This is a genomic window from Lacibacter sp. (assembly GCF_035299325.1).
Lineage (GTDB): Bacteria > Bacteroidota > Bacteroidia > Chitinophagales > Chitinophagaceae > Lacibacter.
On record NZ_DATGWT010000027.1, the window covers coordinates 22,480 to 42,513 of the forward strand.

18 protein-coding genes are annotated in these 20,034 nt (G+C 40.3%); 11 read left to right on the forward strand and 7 right to left on the reverse strand.

Features of this window, described 5'->3' with window-relative positions; all coding sequences use genetic code 11:
• Positions 1–4: 4 nt before the first annotated feature.
• On the reverse strand, positions 5–1,117 hold the full coding sequence (locus VK159_RS16080) for a radical SAM protein (protein WP_324231185.1): 1,113 nt from the start codon (positions 1,115–1,117) through the stop codon (positions 5–7).
• Between the two features lie 250 nt (positions 1,118–1,367).
• On the opposite strand from VK159_RS16080, the gene VK159_RS16085 reads away from it, so the two are divergent.
• The 4 genes from VK159_RS16085 (at position 1,368) to VK159_RS16100 (ending at position 8,219) form a co-directional block, all read left to right on the forward strand.
• Complete coding sequence (locus VK159_RS16085) at positions 1,368–2,717, forward strand: glutamine synthetase family protein (protein ID WP_324231186.1); 1,350 nt, start codon at positions 1,368–1,370, stop codon at positions 2,715–2,717.
• Between the two features lie 155 nt (positions 2,718–2,872).
• Positions 2,873–3,931 carry a hypothetical protein gene (locus VK159_RS16090; RefSeq protein WP_324231187.1) on the forward strand — a complete coding sequence of 353 codons (1,059 nt, stop codon included), beginning with the start codon at positions 2,873–2,875 and terminating at the stop codon, positions 3,929–3,931.
• A gap of 33 nt (positions 3,932–3,964) precedes the next feature.
• Positions 3,965–4,816 carry an HAD-IIA family hydrolase gene (locus VK159_RS16095; protein ID WP_182803077.1) on the forward strand — a complete coding sequence of 284 codons (852 nt, stop codon included), beginning with the start codon at positions 3,965–3,967 and terminating at the stop codon, positions 4,814–4,816.
• A 253-nt stretch (positions 4,817–5,069) separates the two neighbouring features.
• Positions 5,070–8,219, forward strand: coding sequence for a T9SS type A sorting domain-containing protein (locus VK159_RS16100; RefSeq protein WP_324231188.1), 3,150 nt, complete (start codon positions 5,070–5,072; stop codon positions 8,217–8,219).
• A gap of 14 nt (positions 8,220–8,233) precedes the next feature.
• On the opposite strand, the gene VK159_RS16105 is transcribed toward VK159_RS16100, so the two are convergent.
• Positions 8,234–9,067 (reverse strand): CvfB family protein, encoded by an 834-nt coding sequence (locus tag VK159_RS16105; protein ID WP_324231189.1) that lies wholly within the window; start codon positions 9,065–9,067, stop codon positions 8,234–8,236.
• Positions 9,068–9,287: 220 nt separating this feature from the next.
• Between VK159_RS16105 and VK159_RS16110 the strand changes: the two genes are divergently transcribed.
• Complete coding sequence (locus VK159_RS16110; RefSeq protein ID WP_182803083.1) at positions 9,288–9,452, forward strand: hypothetical protein; 165 nt, start codon at positions 9,288–9,290, stop codon at positions 9,450–9,452.
• A gap of 15 nt (positions 9,453–9,467) precedes the next feature.
• Positions 9,468–9,953 (forward strand): hypothetical protein, encoded by a 486-nt coding sequence (locus tag VK159_RS16115; protein WP_324231190.1) that lies wholly within the window; start codon positions 9,468–9,470, stop codon positions 9,951–9,953.
• Between the two features lie 35 nt (positions 9,954–9,988).
• Here the strand turns inward: VK159_RS16115 and VK159_RS16120 are convergent, their stop codons facing one another.
• From VK159_RS16120 to VK159_RS16140, 5 genes are all read right to left on the reverse strand, one after another.
• The gene (locus VK159_RS16120; protein WP_324231191.1) at positions 9,989–11,080 is read right to left on the reverse strand and encodes a rhomboid family intramembrane serine protease; all 1,092 of its coding nucleotides are present in this window, start codon (positions 11,078–11,080) and stop codon (positions 9,989–9,991) included.
• Positions 11,081–11,179: 99 nt separating this feature from the next.
• Positions 11,180–12,067 carry a cupin-like domain-containing protein gene (locus VK159_RS16125; protein ID WP_324231192.1) on the reverse strand — a complete coding sequence of 296 codons (888 nt, stop codon included), beginning with the start codon at positions 12,065–12,067 and terminating at the stop codon, positions 11,180–11,182.
• A gap of 268 nt (positions 12,068–12,335) precedes the next feature.
• Entirely contained in the window at positions 12,336–13,835 is a 1,500-nt protein-coding gene (locus tag VK159_RS16130) for a UDP-N-acetylmuramate--L-alanine ligase (protein WP_324231193.1), read from the reverse strand.
• Positions 13,832–14,509 (reverse strand): polysaccharide deacetylase family protein, encoded by a 678-nt coding sequence (locus tag VK159_RS16135; RefSeq protein ID WP_324231194.1) that lies wholly within the window; start codon positions 14,507–14,509, stop codon positions 13,832–13,834. Before VK159_RS16135 ends, VK159_RS16130 begins: the two co-directional genes overlap by 4 nt.
• 38 nt (positions 14,510–14,547) lie before the next feature.
• Positions 14,548–16,395, reverse strand: coding sequence for a glycoside hydrolase family 9 protein (locus tag VK159_RS16140; RefSeq protein ID WP_324231195.1), 1,848 nt, complete (start codon positions 16,393–16,395; stop codon positions 14,548–14,550).
• A 75-nt stretch (positions 16,396–16,470) separates the two neighbouring features.
• Between VK159_RS16140 and VK159_RS16145 the strand changes: the two genes are divergently transcribed.
• The 5 genes from VK159_RS16145 (at position 16,471) to VK159_RS16165 (ending at position 20,034) form a co-directional block, all read left to right on the forward strand.
• The gene (locus VK159_RS16145; protein ID WP_324231196.1) at positions 16,471–17,478 is read left to right on the forward strand and encodes a fumarylacetoacetate hydrolase family protein; all 1,008 of its coding nucleotides are present in this window, start codon (positions 16,471–16,473) and stop codon (positions 17,476–17,478) included.
• Positions 17,479–17,558: 80 nt separating this feature from the next.
• A complete protein-coding gene (locus tag VK159_RS16150; RefSeq protein WP_324231197.1) occupies positions 17,559–17,987 on the forward strand; it encodes a four helix bundle protein in 429 nt (142 codons plus the stop codon).
• A gap of 46 nt (positions 17,988–18,033) precedes the next feature.
• Positions 18,034–18,888, forward strand: a complete 855-nt coding sequence (locus tag VK159_RS16155) for a flavin reductase family protein (RefSeq protein WP_324231198.1) — start codon at positions 18,034–18,036, stop codon at positions 18,886–18,888.
• Positions 18,889–19,066: 178 nt separating this feature from the next.
• Entirely contained in the window at positions 19,067–19,522 is a 456-nt protein-coding gene (locus VK159_RS16160) for a hypothetical protein (protein ID WP_324231199.1), read from the forward strand.
• Positions 19,519–20,034 (forward strand): hypothetical protein, encoded by a 516-nt coding sequence (locus tag VK159_RS16165; protein WP_324231200.1) that lies wholly within the window; start codon positions 19,519–19,521, stop codon positions 20,032–20,034. Before VK159_RS16160 ends, VK159_RS16165 begins: the two co-directional genes overlap by 4 nt.

A 20,034-nucleotide genomic window follows, 5' to 3' on the forward strand; every position in this document is an offset into this window, starting at 1 on the left:
ACACTTATACAGCTTCGCATAAAGCGAGGTTTTGTTTAGGTACCGATATTCTTATTTTGCAGAACGGACAGGGATATAATGTACCATCGTAATCGAGTAACAGATAAGAACGGCCGCCACCGCAAGGTGCATTTTTTCTGAAAGAAGCAGGATACAATACTGTTGGGTAGTTAAAATACTCTTTGTTGAAATTAAATTTAATGCTTAGCTCCTCGAGTGTGTTTTTGTGCTGTTGCTGTAGTTCAACGTCCATATCCTGGTAATTGCCTACAGCTCTTGGCTCCAGCATATTTACAAAAGGCACATTGAGTTGTTTGCAGAGTTCAACCAGTTTCTCTAATTCGCCCGATTCAATATATTTTTTGGTAGGGCAGGTGTTTACCGCAACCATTATACCTGCGTTCTGCAGATTTTTTATTGCTTCAACAACCCAATGGTAAGAATTTTTATTGCCCCTGAATTTATTATGTGCTTCCTCGAGATGGTGATCGAGACTGATCGCCGCACCGTTTAAGCCGGCTTTTTTTAACAGTACAGCTTTTTCTGCTGTTAGTCCATAACCCGATGAATAGATCCACTGGTCGCACCTGCTTTTAAAATGACTGAGCAGTTTCAGCAAATCTTCAAAACGACTCAGGGGTTCACCTCCCGAATAAACCAATTGCCCCACACCGTTTTGAACAAACGGTTCAATACGATCAACAAATTGAGCATATGAAAGAACATCCTGCTGGTAAAGTGTGGCTGCTTCACTGCAGTGTTCGCATTGCAAAGGGCAGCGTTTGGTTATAGCTATCAGCAGCCGGCGGAGTATTTGTTCCGAACCGGTAATTGCATCCGTTTCGATCAGGTGTGTTTCAAAGAACTTGTTGAAGCCTGCCGAAGGCCATGCAGGGTTAAACATATCCCAAACATATTTTCCATCAAGCTTAAACGCCCTTACAAGTTTTTTTCTGCCAAACAGTTTATTAAAACGGGTTACAAGCTTTACCACTGCACGAAACGAACGGATTGGATTTTTATATAATAAACAGCCTTGCCACCAGATATTGCTTATAAGAAGAATGCGCACAATGTTGTACTCAAGCGGGTATATTCTCCTAAGTTTTGGTTTCATGCGATTTGGGTTGAAATGACTAATGAAAAAATCCAAATACCGGAAAGAAATCTGCTGTATTACAATATAAGAAAGTTTTTATGTTATTACTACTGTGTTGTTGAATAGTGCGGCTTTTCTTTGATCGGCTCCACGTCTTTTTTGAAGCTATTTTGCCCGGAGCGATAGCTGTTACCTGTTCATCATCTTTTCACTTTGAAATACCCATTATAAACTACAACTTTGTAAACACTCATTAAACAACAAGTAAATGACGAAACAGGAATTGATCGTATACCTGCAGCAACATGATAAAGAACAGGTAAAATTTGCCTTTGCAGATATTGATGGCGTGTTGCGGGGCAAGGTGATCAGTAAACAAAAGCTGCTCGATTCATTGGAAAGTGGCATTGGTTTTTGTGATGTAGCATTTGGGTGGGACAGTAATGATGCAGCTTATGATCATGTGAAACTAACGGGCTGGCATACGGGCTATCCCGATAAGCCGGTGCATATTGATCTTTCAACACTGCGTACCATTCCCTGGCAAAATGATCTGCCCTTTTTCTTAGCCGATTTCAGTGCCACTGATGTGGCAGCCTGCAGTCGTTCTTTGCTGAAGAAAGTAGTGAAGCAATGTACAGACATGGGTTACCATGCAGAATTTGCACAGGAGTTTGAATGGTTCAACTTTAACGAAACTCCGCAGAGTTTAGAGCAAAAACAATTCACCTCCATTGAGCCAATGACGCCGGGCATGTTTGGTTACTCTATTCTCCGCACTTCGCTGCAAAGTGATTTTTATTTTGACCTGATCGACCTGCTCAACAAATTCAACATACCCATTGAAGGTATTCATACAGAAACCGGTCCGGGTGTGTATGAAGCAGCTATTGCACATGATAACACATTAGCTGCAGCCGATAAAGCCGTGCTGCTCAAAACAGCTGTGAAAGAAATTGCTTACAAGCATGGCATCATGGCTTCTTTCATGGCGAAGTGGAATGAAAAGTTGCCGGGTTGCAGCGGACATATTCATCAAAGCCTGTGGCATCCTGCAACCAAAGAAAATATTTTTTACAGCGAATCAGATCCGCATCACATGAGTGAACTGATGAAGAATTATGTTGCGGGCCTGCTTTATTGTTTGCCACATGTATTGCCTATGTATGCTCCTACGATCAACAGTTATAAACGTTTGGTGGAAGGTGCATGGGCTCCTACTACCATTACATGGGGTATAGATAACAGAACAACTGCATTACGTGTGTTGCACCCCACCGTTAAAAATACCCGTGTTGAAATGCGTGTACCGGGAAGCGACAGTAATCCTTATTTAGCTATTGCAGCTTCACTTGCTTCGGGATTGTATGGCATCAAACATCAACTGCCATTAAATATTCCGGCAACAAAAGGGAATGGTTATACGGATAAAGACAACGGCGTATTACCATCTTCCTTACTGGAAGCAGCAACACATATGCAGCAGTCGTCCATTGCAAAAGATCTGTTTGGTGATGAGTTTGTTGATCATTTTACAAAAACACGTTTATGGGAATGCCGTCAGTTTGATAAACATGTAACTGATTGGGAGTTGAAGCGGTATTTTGAGATCATCTAACAATGTCTGATTTCGGATGTAGGATTTATGATTTCGGTACTTGAACCTTGGATTTTGGGCTTTGGGTATTCTCTCTTGTGTCTTGAACCTTGTTCCTTGACCTCTATCTTTGTGTTCCTTTGCGCCTTCGTGCCTTAGTGGTTTAAACAACAAGTATGACTGAAGCATTAAAAATTATTCATAAAGCGTGGGAAGGTTATGACGCCACGAAAAAGATTGCACATATAGAAGAGATCAGTGCCATGGTATCAACCAACCATGTGTACCGCATTACTTTTGAAGATGAAGATATTGTGATTGCCAAGCTTTCTTATTTTGGTAAGTACGAACATTTCAAAGAGGATCATCGCATCATCCATACACTTTCAAACAACTTGTTGTACCCGTTTGAAAACCTGCTGGCGAAATCGTTGCTGAAAAATAACCGGGTGTACACGTATCATTACCGTTATAAGAAAAAAGATGCCTGGGTGGTTTTTTATAATCCCGTACGTGTGTTGCAGCGTATGCCCAAACGATTGGATGATAAACTGATCCGTAAGTTCGGTCAACAGATCGGCAGGTTTCACAAAGCATGTTCGAAGCTTCGGAATAATTTACCGAAATCATCTAAAACACTCCGCACCGATATTTATACATTGATGGAGCGGGTGGAAGCTGATGAAAAACAGTTCGGCACAAGGGCGCAGGCCGATATGATCAAATATCATTGCGAACTTTTTTTGAAGAACCGGTTGAAAACAAATGCGGCTTCATTTGAAACCATCCCAGTGTTTATTGATTGGAACATCGGCAACTTCTCGGTAACAGATAAACTTGAATTGTATTCACGTTGGGATTATGACTGGTTCCGTATGAGCAGCCGCATGATGGATTTTTATTTTTTCAGCAGGGTGGTGAGTGATGCGGGCGACAGAACGGTGTTCAGTTATTATATCAACACCATGATGGAAGACCGGTTTATTCTTTTCCTGGAAGAATACCATAAAGTAAATCCGCTTACTGCAGATGAGTTGCGTTTCTTAAAAGAAGGCTATCGTTTTTTTGTATTGAACTATGTTATTAAGGACGGCAGTTATTTCTTCAGCGAACAGTATGCAAAAAAATTACAAGCAGAAGCTTATGAGATCTATCTTCCTTCTGTTGACAGAGATTTTGATGCGGAGAAATTGATCAAGGCTTTGAAGATAAAAGAGGAACCTGTGAAAAAATAACACCTGCTGTAACTCTTAAAACCCAACAACGGCATGTTTTCAGTTCAGGATTTTAAATCGGTAGTAGATAAGTACAAAATAATTTTTTTCGACGCCTTCGGCGTTATCAAAAGTTACAACGGGCTTATCACCGGCATGGAAAAAACCTTTGCCTATCTTGAAGAGCAGGGCAAAGAATATTATATCGTGACGAATGATGCATCGAGAAGCCCGATGCAGCTGGCGGAGAGTTATCATAAAGTTGGATTGGATATTATTCAACACGATCGGATTATTTCATCAGGTATGCTGGCGAAAGAATATCTTGATCTGAAAGTGAATGATGGAATTGTTGCATATCTCGGTACCGAAAGTTCGGCACATTATATTGATAGTTCGGGTTTGCACACATTGCCTGTGAGTGCCATTACACAATACAATATTGACCAGGTAAACGCATTGGTATTATTGGATGATGAAGGCTTTAACTGGTTTGATGATCTGAACAGAACGGTAAATATTTTACGTAAGCGAACCATACCTGCTATTGTTGCAAATACAGATCATATTTATCCCATCACCGGAAGTAATGAAGTATCGATTGCCATTGGTGGTGTTGCAACCATGATCGAAAGTATAGTCGGTAAAAAATTCATCCGCTTTGGCAAACCCGATTCGCAGATGTTCATGTTTGCCTATGATCTTATTCGTGAGCGCACTCCGGTGAGCAAAAAAGATATCCTGATGGTAGGTGATACGTTGCACACCGATATTCTTGGTGGTAATAAGTTTGGACTAGATACTGTGCTGGTTCTTTCAGGTAATACATTACCCGATGATGCAGAAACAAGAATCCGTGCAACAGGTATTGTGCCGACTTATGTTTGTGAAAGTGCGGTAGTATGATGTGGTATTTAGACTAGTTGCAAAAATTATCCTGGTTTTTCTTTTTATTATTATTCGACTTTATTCTACAGTGCACTCTTTTTAGTGCGCTGTTTTTTATTATAAATGAGTAACAATTTATACAACTGCGTAACAGATGAATTTTTGAAAAACAGTAGTCTGGAAAATATGAATTCAAGGACACTGTTCCGTTGAGTCTGCTGTATTTTTTCTACATGAATGCACTATTTTTAGTACCCAATAAACAGATGCTATGAAGAAATCTATACTTCTTGCCGTTACCCTCCTTATTTCGTTTTCAATTTTCAGTCAAACATTATCGAATCAATTGCTGGGTTACCAGGAACCCTCCTCGCAAATGCAGGCACAGGCAACTGACAGCGCTGGGAATATTTATTATGCCGGAACATTTAAAGGTGCACTTGTCATTAATAATCAAACATTGTTTACAAGTAATGGTGTTGAAGATTTATTTGTTGTAAAAACGAATACCAATGGCCAGGTTGTATGGGCCAAAAAGATTGGTGATACCGGTACAGATCTTTTTTCAAGTTTTGTGTTTCATCACGGATCGCTTTATCTAAGCATGATGATTTATCAAGCGACAGAAATTGATGATGTAACCTATAATATTTACTCGTCAAGTATTCCTACTTCACTTATCTTAAAAATTGATACAACTGCTGGAGGAATTCAGTGGGTAAGAAAAAACTCACTACCGTTTCCAAAGCTTATGCCATCATCCGACATTCTTTATGTTTATGGAGTACAAAACAATATGAATACAGCTTCGCTTTACTTCGAAGAATCATTGTTGGAAAATGCTGCTTCAACCAATAGAGCATTTTTTCTTTACATGGCTACGGACGGCACTTTCAAAGGCCATAAATTGTTGAGCTCCTCACCGCCCGGTTCTACAAACCCTACGTTAATCAACTCTGCTCCGGCTGCTAACAATAAACTGATATTTTTGCTCAATACAGCAACTACCGAAAGTATGCAGTTTGCTTCTCAAACAATTAACTTTCCCGTTCGATCAAATTACCAACTGCTGATAAAAACCGATACCTCTTTTTCAGACATTCAGTATAAAATATTAAATCCAAATGGGGAAGGGTATGGTTATACTTTATGGCTGGAGAATACTGGATTTACAATGTCTGAAAAAGGCGATTCTTTGTTCATGATTTTAGCTGGCTCCGGTAATACAGGGAGCTATACACTCGATGGTTTTAATGTACCTGTGGGTGACCAAAGTTTGCTTGTAGTAATGGACACAAACTTTGTAACAGCCAAAGTAAAACCTTTAAATATTCAGCGAATAGGTGGTTTTGTTCTTAGAGTCGGTTTAAGTCATACAGCAGCCGATAGTAATTATTATTATTTCCGTGGCCGTATAACTGGAATGAATAATGCCTTGCCCGTGAAAGGTATCAGCCCACAGACACAAGAGGTTGATTTAGTCTATGGGTTAAAAGCTAAAATTGACTTTGCCGGGCCCAGCAAAAGCTTTGTAGTTAGAACAAGAAAAGATTTGAGCGATAGTAAAGTAACCTGGCTTGGAGATCATACGCTTTATGAAAGCCCCACGGTAACACCTGCTTTTTTTACGCAAAGGAAAGGGAAGCTTTATTTTTTACATCTTATCGATAATATATGGAATCCATGGATAGTAGATACTTCACTCAATGTTTTAAGCGGTGGAATGAAAACGAATGCGGACAGAGGTGAAATTACTAACTATGTGAAATATTTTTCCGATGGCAGTAAGGCCATCGTTGGACTGGCGAAAGGCAAAACTGCGCTTGATATTGATTCAACAAATATTGTCAGCAACCTGGCGAAAAGTGATTTGTTTTTTGTAGGCATGAATAAGAAGGACCAGGTAAGTTGGTATAAAAGATTAAATCACAGCTTCGCTAATTTTCAAATTCAAAAAATTGCCACAAGAAATGAAATGGTCTATGTTTCATTTGCATTGGTTGGGCCACGTAATAGTGGAACGAATAATTATATTCGAATTGATACATCTATTTATTTCGTAACATCAAACCCGCCGCAAACAACCGGCTTTTTAATATTTGATAAAGACGGAAAGTTTAAAGTACTGTTCTTACCAGCGCCTTTTAGTGCAGCGCCTATGTTTGATGTTTTTTCTGATGGAAGCCTGGCAGTTGCAAGTGTGGGAACTTCCACAGCGCTTAACGTGCCGGGGAAATCATTTACGAGCACATCAGGCATGTATGTTGCAAGGTTCGACACTTCTGGAAACATATTGGATGCAGTTAAGTTTTCAGCGTCTGCAAATACATCCTTGACATTGCCGACAGAACTAATCACAGATACGCTGGCAAAGAGCTTTAAAATTTTATGGGTTAGTAACCTGAGTCAGAGTCCGTCAGGAAATACGTTTAGCTTTCACAATGGATTAAGTGCAGCAACCAATTATTCTGTAACAAATCCCCTGCCCACCAGTACGGGTAATAAATTATACCTGCTGGTCGCAAATACAAGCTTTTTTAGTATGAATGGTTCTGCAACCATTGGTCCTTTAAACTCTATATACAAAACAAGCGCACAAGTAAATAATAAGATTTTTTTATTGCTTGGAAAATCTAATTTAAAAGACTCCATTTATTTCAACAATAACCGCATTATAACTGATAGTAGCAGTTACCTAAGTTTCATCCTGGGAATGGACACAGATTTAAATTATTACAAACATCGGGTTTTCAATTCCAGAAGTGAGGTTAAGCCAGACTTTGTGTTTACTTCTTTAAAGGCACATAATAAAATGCTTTATGCTTCGGGAAGCAATTTTGGTCCGCTTGTGATAGATACCGTAAATGTGGGCAATGCAGGTATGTCAGATGCAGTTACAATTCAGTTCGATACAAATTTTGTTGCCAAAAAAGTATTCAGAGTGGCTTCTCCATATTTGGAAACAATGCTTGGATGTGATATTTATAACGATTCATTAATCAGCTTTGCATACACGTCACAAGGGTCGCCTGTTTTCTTTAATAGCAGAGTGGGTGTAAGAAATTCAAATGTCGACTTAACCGACCTGGATGAAAACGCATACATACAAACTGTGCTCCTTAAAACGGGTGTTGTTACTTCAGTTGATGAACCGGTAAGAGTAGAAGGGTTTAAGCTGTTTCCTAATCCTGTTCTTTCCAATATGGTGGCAGTTGATCTTGGTAATACAGAAGCGGGCCGTTACCAGTGGTTGTTGTATAACACGGAAGGAAGATTAATTGAAAGTAATATGCTGATGTGGAGCCCGGGGCAAACAAAGCAAATACAATTCAGTAACAGATTACAGGCGGGGAATTATGTATTGGTGATTAAAACCGGGAAACAACAAACACTAAAAGCAGTTAAGCTAACAATATTGTAGAGAAATTAAATTACTTATTGTTCTACCGCTTTAATTCCGGTTTTCGTTAACTCTATCTTTTTCTCTTTATAGAGTTTGCCAATGGTCATTTTGAATGCTTTCTTACTCATGCCGAAGAAATTGTAGATCTCTTCGGGATCGCTTTTATCATGGTAGGGGAGATAGCCGTTTCCTTCTGCAAGCAGACGCATGATTTTTTGTGCTTCATCTTCTACACGCTGGTAACCTTGTTTGCCAATACCTACATCGATCTTTCCATCCTCACGAATGGTTTTAATGTAGCCTGTTACTTTATCACCAATGTTGAGTGGTTGAAACACATCACTGAAAAATAAAAGCCCGATGTGTTTTTTGTTGATGATGACCGACCAGCCTAATTCTGTCTGCCGATAGATGATCAACTCCACTTCATCTTTTTCTTTTACTGTCAGTTCTTCATTGCTCAGTAAATGTTCAATGTATTGCGATGCTGCTGCACGACCTGTTTGCTCATCGATATATACATGCACCAAATATTCGCCACCCAAACGCATGGCTGAAATTTGTTTGCTCTTGGGTACAAACAGGTCTTTCATCAAACCCCAATCTAAAAAAGCACCATGCGGGCTGGTACCTACAACTTTCATCAAAGCAAAATCGCCCACTACGGCGGTTGGGTGTTGTGTGGTAGCGATCAACCGGTCTTCACCATCGTGGTAAACAAACACCGTTAATTCATCGCCCGCTCTTGTGCCACGTGGCACAAAACGCTTTGGTAGCAGGATGCCTTCAGCTCCATCATCAAGATAAGCTCCGGCATCTTTCAAACGCTTTACGATAAGACGGTTATATTGACCAACTTCTACCATTAGAACGAAGATAAGTTAAGAGACTGAAGAAGATGGCTGATTTCTGATATTGGATTTATGATTTGTAACTTGAACTTGTACCTTGTCCCTTGTGACTTTCATTGGATTTTGGGTTTTCTTTAGCCTCGTGTCTTTGTGGCTCAAAAAAAGAATTGGTATATTCACGTCCGTTTGCAGCGTCAAACGAACCCACTATTATTATTCACTAAAACTCATAGTTATGTCGTTGTTTAATACAGGAAAGAATAAAAAAGACAAAAAGAAAAATGCGCCGGCAGGTAATAAATCATCCATGTTTATTGCACCAAAAGGAGGCGGAAAGGCAAATACAAAAACGTCAAGTAATGCCGGAAAGCATGTTGGCGGCGCACAAAGAGGAGCGTAAATGTTTGATTTGTTTATGAACTCTATGGAACATCAGCCAGACGTCCTTACTGAAATAATTACTAATTCGCAAATCAAACGATCTAAGCTTCTTCCCTGGTGGATTAAAGTGTTCATGTGGATCTTCTTGATTTTTGGATTGCTAGTTCCGATAAGCTTAGTTGTTGCTTTCTTAGGTTTCGGTTTTCATATGTCACTTTATGGAATTGAAACAAATGGACCACTGTCCATCACTGGTCTTTTACTTATGGGTCTTTTTTTGTTGAAAGGGGTTGTTTCTATTGGTTTGTTGAAAGAAACTGGGTGGGCTATAAAGTTGGGAATTGTAGACGCTCTTATTGGAATTGTTATTTGTGGATTTGTAATGTTTGGTTATCCATTTTTTAAAGAAGGAAATGGATTTGTATTATCACTAAGGTTGGAATTATTATTACTGATTCCTTATGCAATTAAACTCAGAAAAATAAAAGATGATTGGGAAGGTCAAAGTGTTATGGCCTGATAAGTAACGAGAGGGCGACCATTGGTCGCCCTCTTTTATTTTAGTTTAAGCAATTCTTTATCAATTTCCTTCTTCACCAGTTCCCGCTCCTGGTTCAGCGTGTCAGCATTGGTTGGCTGTTCTGAAATTCGCATGGTGAGCTCCATTTCCTTTTTGCGTAATTCAACATACCGGTTAACCGTTGCTGCTAATTCTTTCATTTCGTCACCCACGTTCAGGTTCATCATTTTTACCGCAATGCTGTTTGCCTGATCAAGCTTATGCTTGAATTGTTCCTGTACCGGTTTAGGTAAACTCGAGAGGTTGTCGCCATGTTGATGATAGATCTGCAAGGCGTCATCCTGTACAATCACAAATTGCTCATACAATTCTTTGAAACGATCTACATCGGGGTAGCTATCGTTTTTTATATCACGAAGAACATTGTTGCGCACTTCTGCTGTTACTTTGTTTTGCTGCAGATACCAACCACAAATCAACACACTCAGCACAACAATTGCAGGCACAGCCCATGAAGCAGTTTGTTTTTTCTGTTCTTTTTTGATACTGAAAGCAAACAAGTAACCGATGATGGCGCCACTTACCAATCCTCCTATATGAGCAGCACTGTCAATGCCCCCCTTCAGTCCGTAAGCAAGATTGAAAAGCACGAAGATCACAATACTTTGTAATAATGGCTTTCGTGCTTTTTTAGCAATGATGTTCGTTGTAAGCAATGCCAGGAATACACCATACATTCCATACGCAGCACCGGATGCACCGGCACTGTTTACTGAATCAGTATGCCACCATAAACTTGCAAGACTGGCGAGTATGCCGCAACATAAATAAGCAGTGATGTACCGTAGTTTTCCCAACATCGGTTCGAGATATGCAGCAATAGAAAAAAGTGCATACATATTAAACGCAAGATGGAGAATACCGAAATGAAGAAAAATTGCGGTAAACAATCGCCACCAATCGCCGCTTGCTGTAAGCGGCCCGTAATTGCTTCCCCAGCGAAGATGCACCAAACCATTTGCTTCGAAAATACCTGCGCCCTGTAACCCCATGATCATAAAAACAAGAACATTGATGCCAATGATAGTGTAGGTAACTGAAAGACTACCGTTTTCGTCCTGAGGCATAGAGGGTGGTTAAGTGATAGATAAAAATAACTTTCTTCCGGAAATTATGAGAATAAAAAAAGGGCTGCGAATTGCAACCCTTTCCTTAATTGATTTCTTTTATTGCAAAGCTGCGGCCTGTATCTTCTGCATCGCTTTCTCTGCACGTTTAATGGCCAGTTGCTTTTTGTAGTTAAACCATTTTTGTCCACGTATCTTGAACATGATATCATCGAACTTACGTTGCAGGGTTACGTTCCATAAACCTGTCAGGATGGTACCCACGCTTGCGCCAATGGTACGTACGGATAAACCAAACCCACCTTCAGCATATTCAATATGGTGCCAGTAGCCACTAGGCATATACAAGGTGTCGCCATACTCCAGGTAACCGGTGTAACCTTTTGCATATTGCATGGCAGGATATGTTTCAAAATCGGGCTTATCAATATCCACCAAACCATGCACGTTAAACGGTAACCGATATAAAAAATCACTTTGATCAGGAGGGAATAATACCACCCGACGTTTGCCAACAAACTGTGTGAGAAACACATTGCTCATATCAATATCCATATGCATACGGGTTACCGAATGTTTCGGCCCGAAAAACATAAATGGTATTTTGATGTAACGGCCCGTGATGTTTGGGTACCCAAAGTCTTTCAACAGTTCGGGTTTGTGTTTGAAAACGGGGAACAGGAACAAACGCAGATCGGTGGGTTCTTTTTCGATGAGATCAAGATACTCATTGAACTTCATTTCAGCATGTGCCACACTTAATGTTTCACTTGGGTTGGCTTTTTTGGTGCTGAACAGCTTCACTTTTATATCGCCCATGGATTGTTTGAAATAATCCATCGTCCACTTTTCGTAAGCAGGATATTGTTTCCATAAGCCACGAAGAATAACAGGCTTCTGGGGTTTGAGGTACTTTTCGGTAAATTCTTTACGGGTGATGGTTGTGCCATCCACGATAGGAATTGCTGTTTCGATATTCATCTTCATGTTTGCCTTTTTTACACTAATCAGTTGTAAGCGGCACAAATTTAGGCCAATTTGAGGAACGGCAAGCCTTGTGAGGCTGATAGACGTCAGATGCAACTAAATTTTTACAATTGAAAACAAAAAGAAAACCCAATGTCCAAAATCTAAAATCCAGGTTGAAAGGAACAAGGCACAAGGTTCAAGGAACAAGGCACAGGAAAACCAAATGTCCAAAATCCAAATTCCAAATTACTCTCAATCATAGTTCCTGCATCAGAAATCAGACATCTCACAACTGTTCCCATACCGTTTTTGCAAACTGCTCCAGTCCGGGGTCACGTGCACCCATGAGCAGCAACACACAATCTTCTGTAAAATGCGGACGAAGGGCTGCAACCAGATCGTTCCTGTTTTCAACAAAAAAGGCTTGTGACCCTTTTGCCTTGAGATCGTTGATAAGATCATTGGCTGAAATATCTTTTACGGCAGTGCCACCGGCATAAAAAATTTCGCTCATCCATATTTCATCTTCCGGGCGCAGGGCCTTACGGATCTCTTCTACAAAATCGTTGCGCAGGAATTTTGTTGGTCCGTAACCATGCGGCTGAAACCAGGCGATGACCTTTTTTGCCAATGGCTGACAAGCTTCAATGCTTGCCGCACATTTGGCCGGGTTGTGTGCATAATCATCGATCAGCCAAACACTATTCTTTTGCCCGATGATCTGGTGGCGACGGTAAATGCCTTCATAATTTTTCAACGCTTCGGCAGCTGTTTGCAATGGAACGCCGATGAGATGAGCAACTGTTGCAGCAGCAAGGGCGTTTTCCATATTGTGTTTGCCGAGAGAGTGCAGAATGAATGATGAGTGATCAGTGATGAGTGATTGCCCTCCGCTTTTTTGAATGTTGAATGAAATGCTGAAACCATCCTGTTTAAAACCGGTTGCATGATAAGCAGCATCATCGTTTACATCAACTGAAAAATTATGTGCCGGATTTGCTGATAATTTTTTTGCTAACGCATGCGATTGGTTCACAACGAAGAATTGTGAGGTATTCTTTTTGAACTGTTCAAAAATTTCAATGAGTGTATCGATCTCTTTATGATCCTTATCAATGTTGATGAGTAAACCAACTTTGGGAGTATAGTTTACAATACTGCCATCGCTTTCATCGGCTTCAATTACCAGCCAATCTCCACTACCTACTTTTGCATTGCCGATCTTTCCTTCTTTGATGATACTGGTTAATCCTGCACCACTAATGATGCTGGGTTGCATACCTGCATGTTGCAATATATCAAACAACATGGCACTGGTGGTTGATTTGCCACTGGTGCCGCCAACTGCAATTGTTTTTTTACTTCTGGCAATAATGGCTAACAACTCTGCACGTTTGATGATAGGAATGTTCAGTTGTTTGGCTTTGATCACTTCTTCAACGGTATCTTCAACAGCAGTTGATACCACGACGAGATCAGTTGCAGTAGTAATGCCTTCTCCATTTTGCAAAAAGCAAAGGATTCCTTCTGCTTCCAGCTTTTCTTTTGTTTCATTTGGTTCACCCGGATGAAAGTAGCGGTCGCTTCCACTTACTTCTTTACCAATGCCTTTTAAATATTGCGCAATGGCACTCATGCCGGTGCCGGCAACGCCAATGAAGAAAACGTTTTTGAAGTCGTTAATAGAAGTGATCATAGAAAGCAAATGTAAGTGGAATTTTTTAGCGTATTTATCCCGATAACTATCGGGAGAGAAAGGAGAAAAGGAGTTGATCGCAGAGATCATTTCAAAATTTCATCAATCCGTTTCAGCTTATAACCTTTTGTTTTGATTTGTTGAATTAATTGCGGCAAAAGATGATAAAATTTGTCGCTTCGCCTTGGATCCGTGCCGATGTGTAACAAAAGAATAAAGCCATTCAAGCCTGAAGGTTTTGATTGCTCATAGTTAAAGATAGATTGATAAATGGCTTCACTACTTTGATAGTTCGGTAATTCGGGCCAAGTATAATCTGCTGCTGATCTTGTGCCCTGCGAGTAATTGATGAGTTGCAAGCCAAGTTGTTTTGTCCAAACAGTTATTGAATCATTAAACCATTCGTATGGAGGAAGAAAGAAACTTGCTTTTGTTTTGCTGATGCCGTAACTATTCATCTCTGCATAATTCTGCAGCAGATCTTTTTTGAATTGCTGTTTACTAACAAGCAGGCTGTCACGTTTGTTCCAATCCGTATAAAGCAAATGTTTATCGGAATGTGCGCCAAGATAATGACCATCTTTTTTGAGTTGCTGAATAAGCGGCTGAAAGTTTTTGTTCCGATAGAAATCTCCTGTAAAAAAGAAAGAGGCTTTTATATTTTGTTGCTTCAATGTTTGCAGAATCTTTGTTCCGCCATCAGCAAACTCATGACCGGTGAACACAAGCGCTAACTCTTTCTTTGTTGTATCGCCACGCACCACAGCTCCACGATCATAACGAAAGCCTCCTGCGGAGGCGTTTACTTTTTTGGCTTGCTTTGCGCCTCCATCGCTGCCAGCAAATAAATGAGTGATGCGGTGCCGTCCATGGTTGGTTCGTTGGTGCTGTAATCACCATAGTCATCATGATACACTGCTAACTCACTTTGGAATTGCTCATACTCATCAGGCTGGTATAGTTTCAAGCCAATTAAGCTTTTGAAGATGTTGGTATAAACCGGTCCGTCTATCAAACCGCCATCGATCGGATAATTTTTCAGATGGGTAAATGCACTGTGCGGATCAACAGGTGTATCGCCCCAGGCAGGTAAACCATATACCATACTTGTGCCCCACGGGTTGCAACCAAAGAGCCAATCGATATTGGCTTGCTCCAGTTCTGCAAATTGCTGATCGTTGGTTAATTGCCCGTACCAGTAACATTGCATGGCGAATGAAACGGTTAAGTTGTTGCTGCACCAAATAAACGGAACGCCCCTATAGAAAGCATTTTGTTTGGCTTTGCTCCAGACACGATTGATGCCCTCTTTGTAAAAACCAATGATGGTATCTCTGCGGCTATCTTTTAATTGCTTTGCTAATTCGTAATGTCCAAGATTGATAAATGGATACCATTGGTAGTGATTGGCGGTATCAGCACCAAGCCAAGGGGTGATGGGTTCTTGAATTGCATATTTATAAGAAGCGTTAACCAACTCTTTGGAGGGAGGTGTTGGATGAGCCGTAATGGATATGGATCTGTAGTTTTCAAGATTATTTTCCTGGCTATTATATATTTGGATGTGGGCAAGTTCAACGTCATCTTTCCAATTATCCTCTGCATAAATGTATGGGGCCTTTACAGATGCCGTTTGTGTTACTCCTTTATTTTTTGAACTATAAGCAAAGGAAGTAGAAGATTTAATCGCCAATTCATTAGAATAATCACGATCGATTTTCCCAAATAACTCAAACCCCAACGCAAACGCACTTGCAAACTTCGCCGCAGTTGAACTTGTTCCGGTTGTATTGTTTAAAAATTTTCCACGTTGTTGTTTTTCTCCATTAATAAAATAGACGGGTCGTTGAAAGCCTCTTCCATACTGGCTGTCCATTTTTGGAATACGCATGCTGATATGATCTCTGTCATCACCTAACTGGTTAAACATCCAATCATCACGTGGATGCATTTTCAACAACCAGTTCAACCCCCATTTGGCTTCATCCAAAACATCGGGCAGATTATTTTTTCCATCTAAGCCATTCGCCAGTTTTTCATCAGTAAACACAGTTGGGAAATCACGATACGCCATCAGCAGATGATACGTTGCATTGGCGCTGGTAGTGGAGTATTGTAAATAATCACTTGCGTCGTGCCAGCCACCACTTACATCGATGTATGTACTATCGGGTAAACCGGCAGCTGCTCCATACAATGTGTAACCATCTTGTGTATGACAACTGTCTTTCAGAAACGGATTGAAGCCACTCCGTTGTTGCCGCATATAGCGTAAACAGAAATCAGCAGTTCCTTTATAAACATCCTCACCAATTGTAAATACAGGAGATACCGTGTTGCCTGTTTTCAAATAATACTTCCCTGTTTTTTTAAATGCAGAAAAATTTAAACGATGTGTTTGTTGAAATGGTCCGTAAGCGCCAAAGTTTTTTCCGGCAGTTCCTTTGTATACTACTTTGTTATTGCCTGCATCAACCAATTCCCAATAACTGATTCCTTTCTCTCCTTTGCTGCACCAAACAGCTACTTTGGCTCCGTTGGGTAAATAACCGAGTTGGTTAATGCGTATCCATGCAGTTTCTGCCCCGGGTTTGTTTTTGAGTGCAACAAATACAAGGATGATTATAGCAATGGTAACAAAGGTCTTCATAGAATTAAGGTAACAAATTTTCTGTGCTGTTGATTTCTCTACCTTTGGCCTCTTCAGTATTAAACTATTGCCATTATGAAATTGATCTCTTACTTAAAAGACGAACACGAACAGTTAGCGGCATTGTACAACGGACTTGTGTATGATATGGACACGCTACATCCTGATCTGCCAACAAGCATGAATATGTTTCTGCAATACTGGGATGAGTATCTTGAACTTGCCCAGGCAAGTTTAAAAGCAGTACAGGAAGGTCGCTTAATGCCGGGTAATGTTGTGCCTGTTGAGCAAGTGCAATTGCTGGCACCAGTTCCTATGCCTCCGAGTTGCAGGGATGGTTATGCGTTTCGTCAGCACGTGGAAGCTGCCAGAAGAAATCGTAAGGTGGATATGATCCCTGAGTTCGATCAATACCCGATCTTTTATTTCACCAATCATCACAGCATACAAGGCCCGGGTGATGTGCGTTGCATGCCCGATCATTTTGAAAAGCTCGACTTTGAATTGGAAGTTGCGATTGTTATCAGTAAGCACGGACGTAATATCCGTGCAGAAGAAGCTGATGAATACATTGCAGGATTGATGATCATGAATGATATCAGTGCACGTCGTTTACAGATGGAAGAGATGCTGCTGAATCTTGGTCCGGCAAAAGGAAAAGATTTTTCTACAGCAATTGGTCCATGGTTGGTAACGCTCGATGAGTTGCAACAACATGTTGTGCCCGCAAAAGAAAATCATACCGGTCTTAACTGGAATTTGAATATGAAATGTTGGGTGAACGGCAAACAGGTGAGCGCAGGTAATGTTGCTGATATGGATTGGACTTTTGCAGAGATCATTGAACGTGCATCGTATGGTGTTGATCTTTATCCCGGTGATGTTATTGGCAGCGGTACTGTTGGTACAGGTTGTTTTTTAGAGCTCAACGGCACTGGTAAATTCAACGATCCGAACTATACAGAACAATGGTTACAGGAAGGCGATATAGTGGAAATGGAAATTGATGGATTAGGAAGATTGAGTAATACGATGGTGAGCGAAGAGGATGATTTTTCGATCTTAGCTAAGAAGAAGTTATGAGTTAAGAGTTATGGGTTAAGGGTTGCATAATTCGATTGTGCTGATTAATTTGTACATCCCGTTAACCTAAACTTTAATTTATGAATTCAAAAATCACCTGTTTCGAAGATTTGATTATTTGGCAAAAAGCACAAGAGATTGCCGAAAAGATTTACAAGCTGGCAGAATCAAATAAGTTTATTCAGAAAGATTTTAGTTTAAAAGACCAGCTTAGAGGTGCAGCTCTTTCTATTTCGGATAATATAGCCGAAGGTTTTGAGTATAACAATAACCCGGATTTTTATCGTTTTCTTCGAATGGCAAAAGGTTCTTGTGGAGAAATAAGAAATAAGATAAGGTTCATTCTTCGGATGAAATTTATTGAAGTTAAAGAAGGGTCAGAAATGTGTAATGAATCAAAGTTGCTTAGTAGCCAGATTGGCGAACTGATGAAGAAAGTAAAAACCAGAATAACCGATGAAAAAGCCCGTTCAACAAAACTACAGGGTGTACAAACCCGTAACCCATAACATTTAACTCGTAACAGTGATTATTGACTTACAACAGCTCGCTCCCATGCAAAAACAACAATGGCTGCAACATGCAATTGCTCCACGACCCGTTTGTTTTGCATCAACCATCGATAAAGCAGGGAACGTTAACCTGAGCCCCTTCAGTTTCTTTAATCTGTTTTCTTCGAACCCTCCCATTGTTGTGTTTTCACCGGCACGAAGAGTGAGAGACAATACTACCAAACATACATTGCAGAATGTGTTAGAAGTGCCGGAGGTGGTGATCAACATCGTTGATTATGACATGGTGCAACAAGTTAGTTTAGCAAGCTGCGAATTTCCTAAAGAGGTGAACGAATTTGTGAAAGCTGGATTTACAGAAGAAGTGGCAACAGTTGTAAAGCCGCCAATGGTAAAAGAAAGCAAAGTGAAGATGGAATGCAAGGTGATTGAAGTAAAGCCACTCGGCACTGAAGGTGGTGCAGGCAATCTTGTTATTTGCGAAGTGTTGCGCATGCACGTTGATGAAAGCATTCTTAATGCAGAAGGTACCATGATCGACCAGCGGAAGCTGCATCATATTGCACGCCTCGGCGGCGATTGGTATTGCAAAGTAGATGAGAACAGTTTATTTCATGTAGCCAAACCAAATACACAGCTCGGCATTGGTATTGATGCCCTGCCGGAAACGATCCGTAACAGCAATATCTTAACCGGCAACAATCTTGGTCAACTGGCCAATGTACACGACTACCCAACTGTGGATGCAACGTTTGAAGACGAGCGGTTGAAAAATATCATTCAATATTTCTCTATTAATCCTGATGAAATGGACCAGGAACTGCACAGGTATGCAAAGGAATTATTAGATGCGGGAAAAGTGAACGAAGCTTGGCAGATACTGCTGGCTGATAGTTAATTGCATATTTTCATAAAAGATTCTTTTTCGGTTACGTTGTTCGGCAAAAATTGCAAACCTTCATTTTTCATTATGTAAACATCAATTAGGAACTTTTTCAGACCGGAAATAGCTTAGTGGTAGAAAAGAAACAGGGTAAAACCTGTATCGATCATCAACTACTATCAAACTTCTGTGTATGAAAAAGTTTATCTTAATTCTGCTGGTGGCTATGCTTGCAAACAGCGTTACGGCATCTTCCATACCCACAGACACCACTCAAATACTTTCAGCAAAACAGTATCAGCTTAAAACTAACCGGCAAACAACTGGAGGTATTATTTTTATCGCAAGAGGATTTCTCTTATCCGGGGTTGGCGCAGCCAGAATTGCGGCAAGTACTAATATGGTAAAAACAAGCGTAAAAGAAGTACCGGTTACAGCTAAGGTGACAAACAGCAATCATCATACAGAGAACAGTTCATTCACAACCGGTATTGCCGCTATTGTTACCGGTGAACCTCTTTTTGTTGTATCATCAAAAAATAAAAGAGCATTTTCAGTATCAACAACAGAACAAGTCATCAAAAAAATGCAACGAAACAGAATTAGCAGAGTTACAATTCCTTCAATCAAATTAACCATCCACCTATGAAACACACATTTACCTTGTTGATCTTAACTGTTGTTATAATGAAAAGTTATGCAACTGCAACTGTTTGGAATGAGCGTGATACCTTTCCGTTTGTAAAAGTTATTACAACAGGAGGAAAAATAGTCCTGGGGCAACTGCAATATGTAACAGACAGCTCCATCTACATTCTCCCGGGAACAAATAAAGAAGTAAGGAAGGGATTTATTTATGAACAGGTGGAAATTCCTTATTCTGATATTATTTCAATCCGTTACAGGGAGGCAAACTGGCTGGTTTTTTTGTTGAGCCTGGGTGGAATGACGGTTATTTATCTTATGCTCACTGGTGTGATCCCGGTGTTTAATAATGGATTGGGTGAAGCTAATTTCCTGATTTGGCTTTCGCCACTACTCTTCGGGTATAGTCTTTTCCGGATGTTTAAGCGAAAGCGATATGTCATTGATGGCAAGAAAGCCCGGTTTGATAAATTCAGGATTTGGCATCACAATAAGAACAGATCAAATAAAAATTAG

Coding starts and splice junctions, on each gene's coding strand:
- VK159_RS16160 (WP_324231199.1), top strand. CDS start 19,067: ATGAAAAAGTTTATCTTAATTCTGCTGGTGGCTATGCTTGCAAACAGC.
- VK159_RS16095 (WP_182803077.1), top strand. CDS start 3,965: ATGTTTTCAGTTCAGGATTTTAAATCGGTAGTAGATAAGTACAAAATA.
- VK159_RS16140 (WP_324231195.1), bottom strand. CDS start 16,395: ATGAAGACCTTTGTTACCATTGCTATAATCATCCTTGTATTTGTTGCA.
- VK159_RS16090 (WP_324231187.1), top strand. CDS start 2,873: ATGACTGAAGCATTAAAAATTATTCATAAAGCGTGGGAAGGTTATGAC.
- VK159_RS16080 (WP_324231185.1), bottom strand. CDS start 1,117: ATGAAACCAAAACTTAGGAGAATATACCCGCTTGAGTACAACATTGTG.
- VK159_RS16115 (WP_324231190.1), top strand. CDS start 9,468: ATGAACTCTATGGAACATCAGCCAGACGTCCTTACTGAAATAATTACT.
- VK159_RS16165 (WP_324231200.1), top strand. CDS start 19,519: ATGAAACACACATTTACCTTGTTGATCTTAACTGTTGTTATAATGAAA.
- VK159_RS16085 (WP_324231186.1), top strand. CDS start 1,368: ATGACGAAACAGGAATTGATCGTATACCTGCAGCAACATGATAAAGAA.
- VK159_RS16125 (WP_324231192.1), bottom strand. CDS start 12,067: ATGAAGATGAATATCGAAACAGCAATTCCTATCGTGGATGGCACAACC.
- VK159_RS16110 (WP_182803083.1), top strand. CDS start 9,288: ATGTCGTTGTTTAATACAGGAAAGAATAAAAAAGACAAAAAGAAAAAT.
- VK159_RS16145 (WP_324231196.1), top strand. CDS start 16,471: ATGAAATTGATCTCTTACTTAAAAGACGAACACGAACAGTTAGCGGCA.
- VK159_RS16150 (WP_324231197.1), top strand. CDS start 17,559: ATGAATTCAAAAATCACCTGTTTCGAAGATTTGATTATTTGGCAAAAA.
- VK159_RS16105 (WP_324231189.1), bottom strand. CDS start 9,067: ATGGTAGAAGTTGGTCAATATAACCGTCTTATCGTAAAGCGTTTGAAA.
- VK159_RS16120 (WP_324231191.1), bottom strand. CDS start 11,080: ATGCCTCAGGACGAAAACGGTAGTCTTTCAGTTACCTACACTATCATT.
- VK159_RS16100 (WP_324231188.1), top strand. CDS start 5,070: ATGAAGAAATCTATACTTCTTGCCGTTACCCTCCTTATTTCGTTTTCA.
- VK159_RS16130 (WP_324231193.1), bottom strand. CDS start 13,835: ATGATCTCTGCGATCAACTCCTTTTCTCCTTTCTCTCCCGATAGTTAT.
- VK159_RS16155 (WP_324231198.1), top strand. CDS start 18,034: ATGCAAAAACAACAATGGCTGCAACATGCAATTGCTCCACGACCCGTT.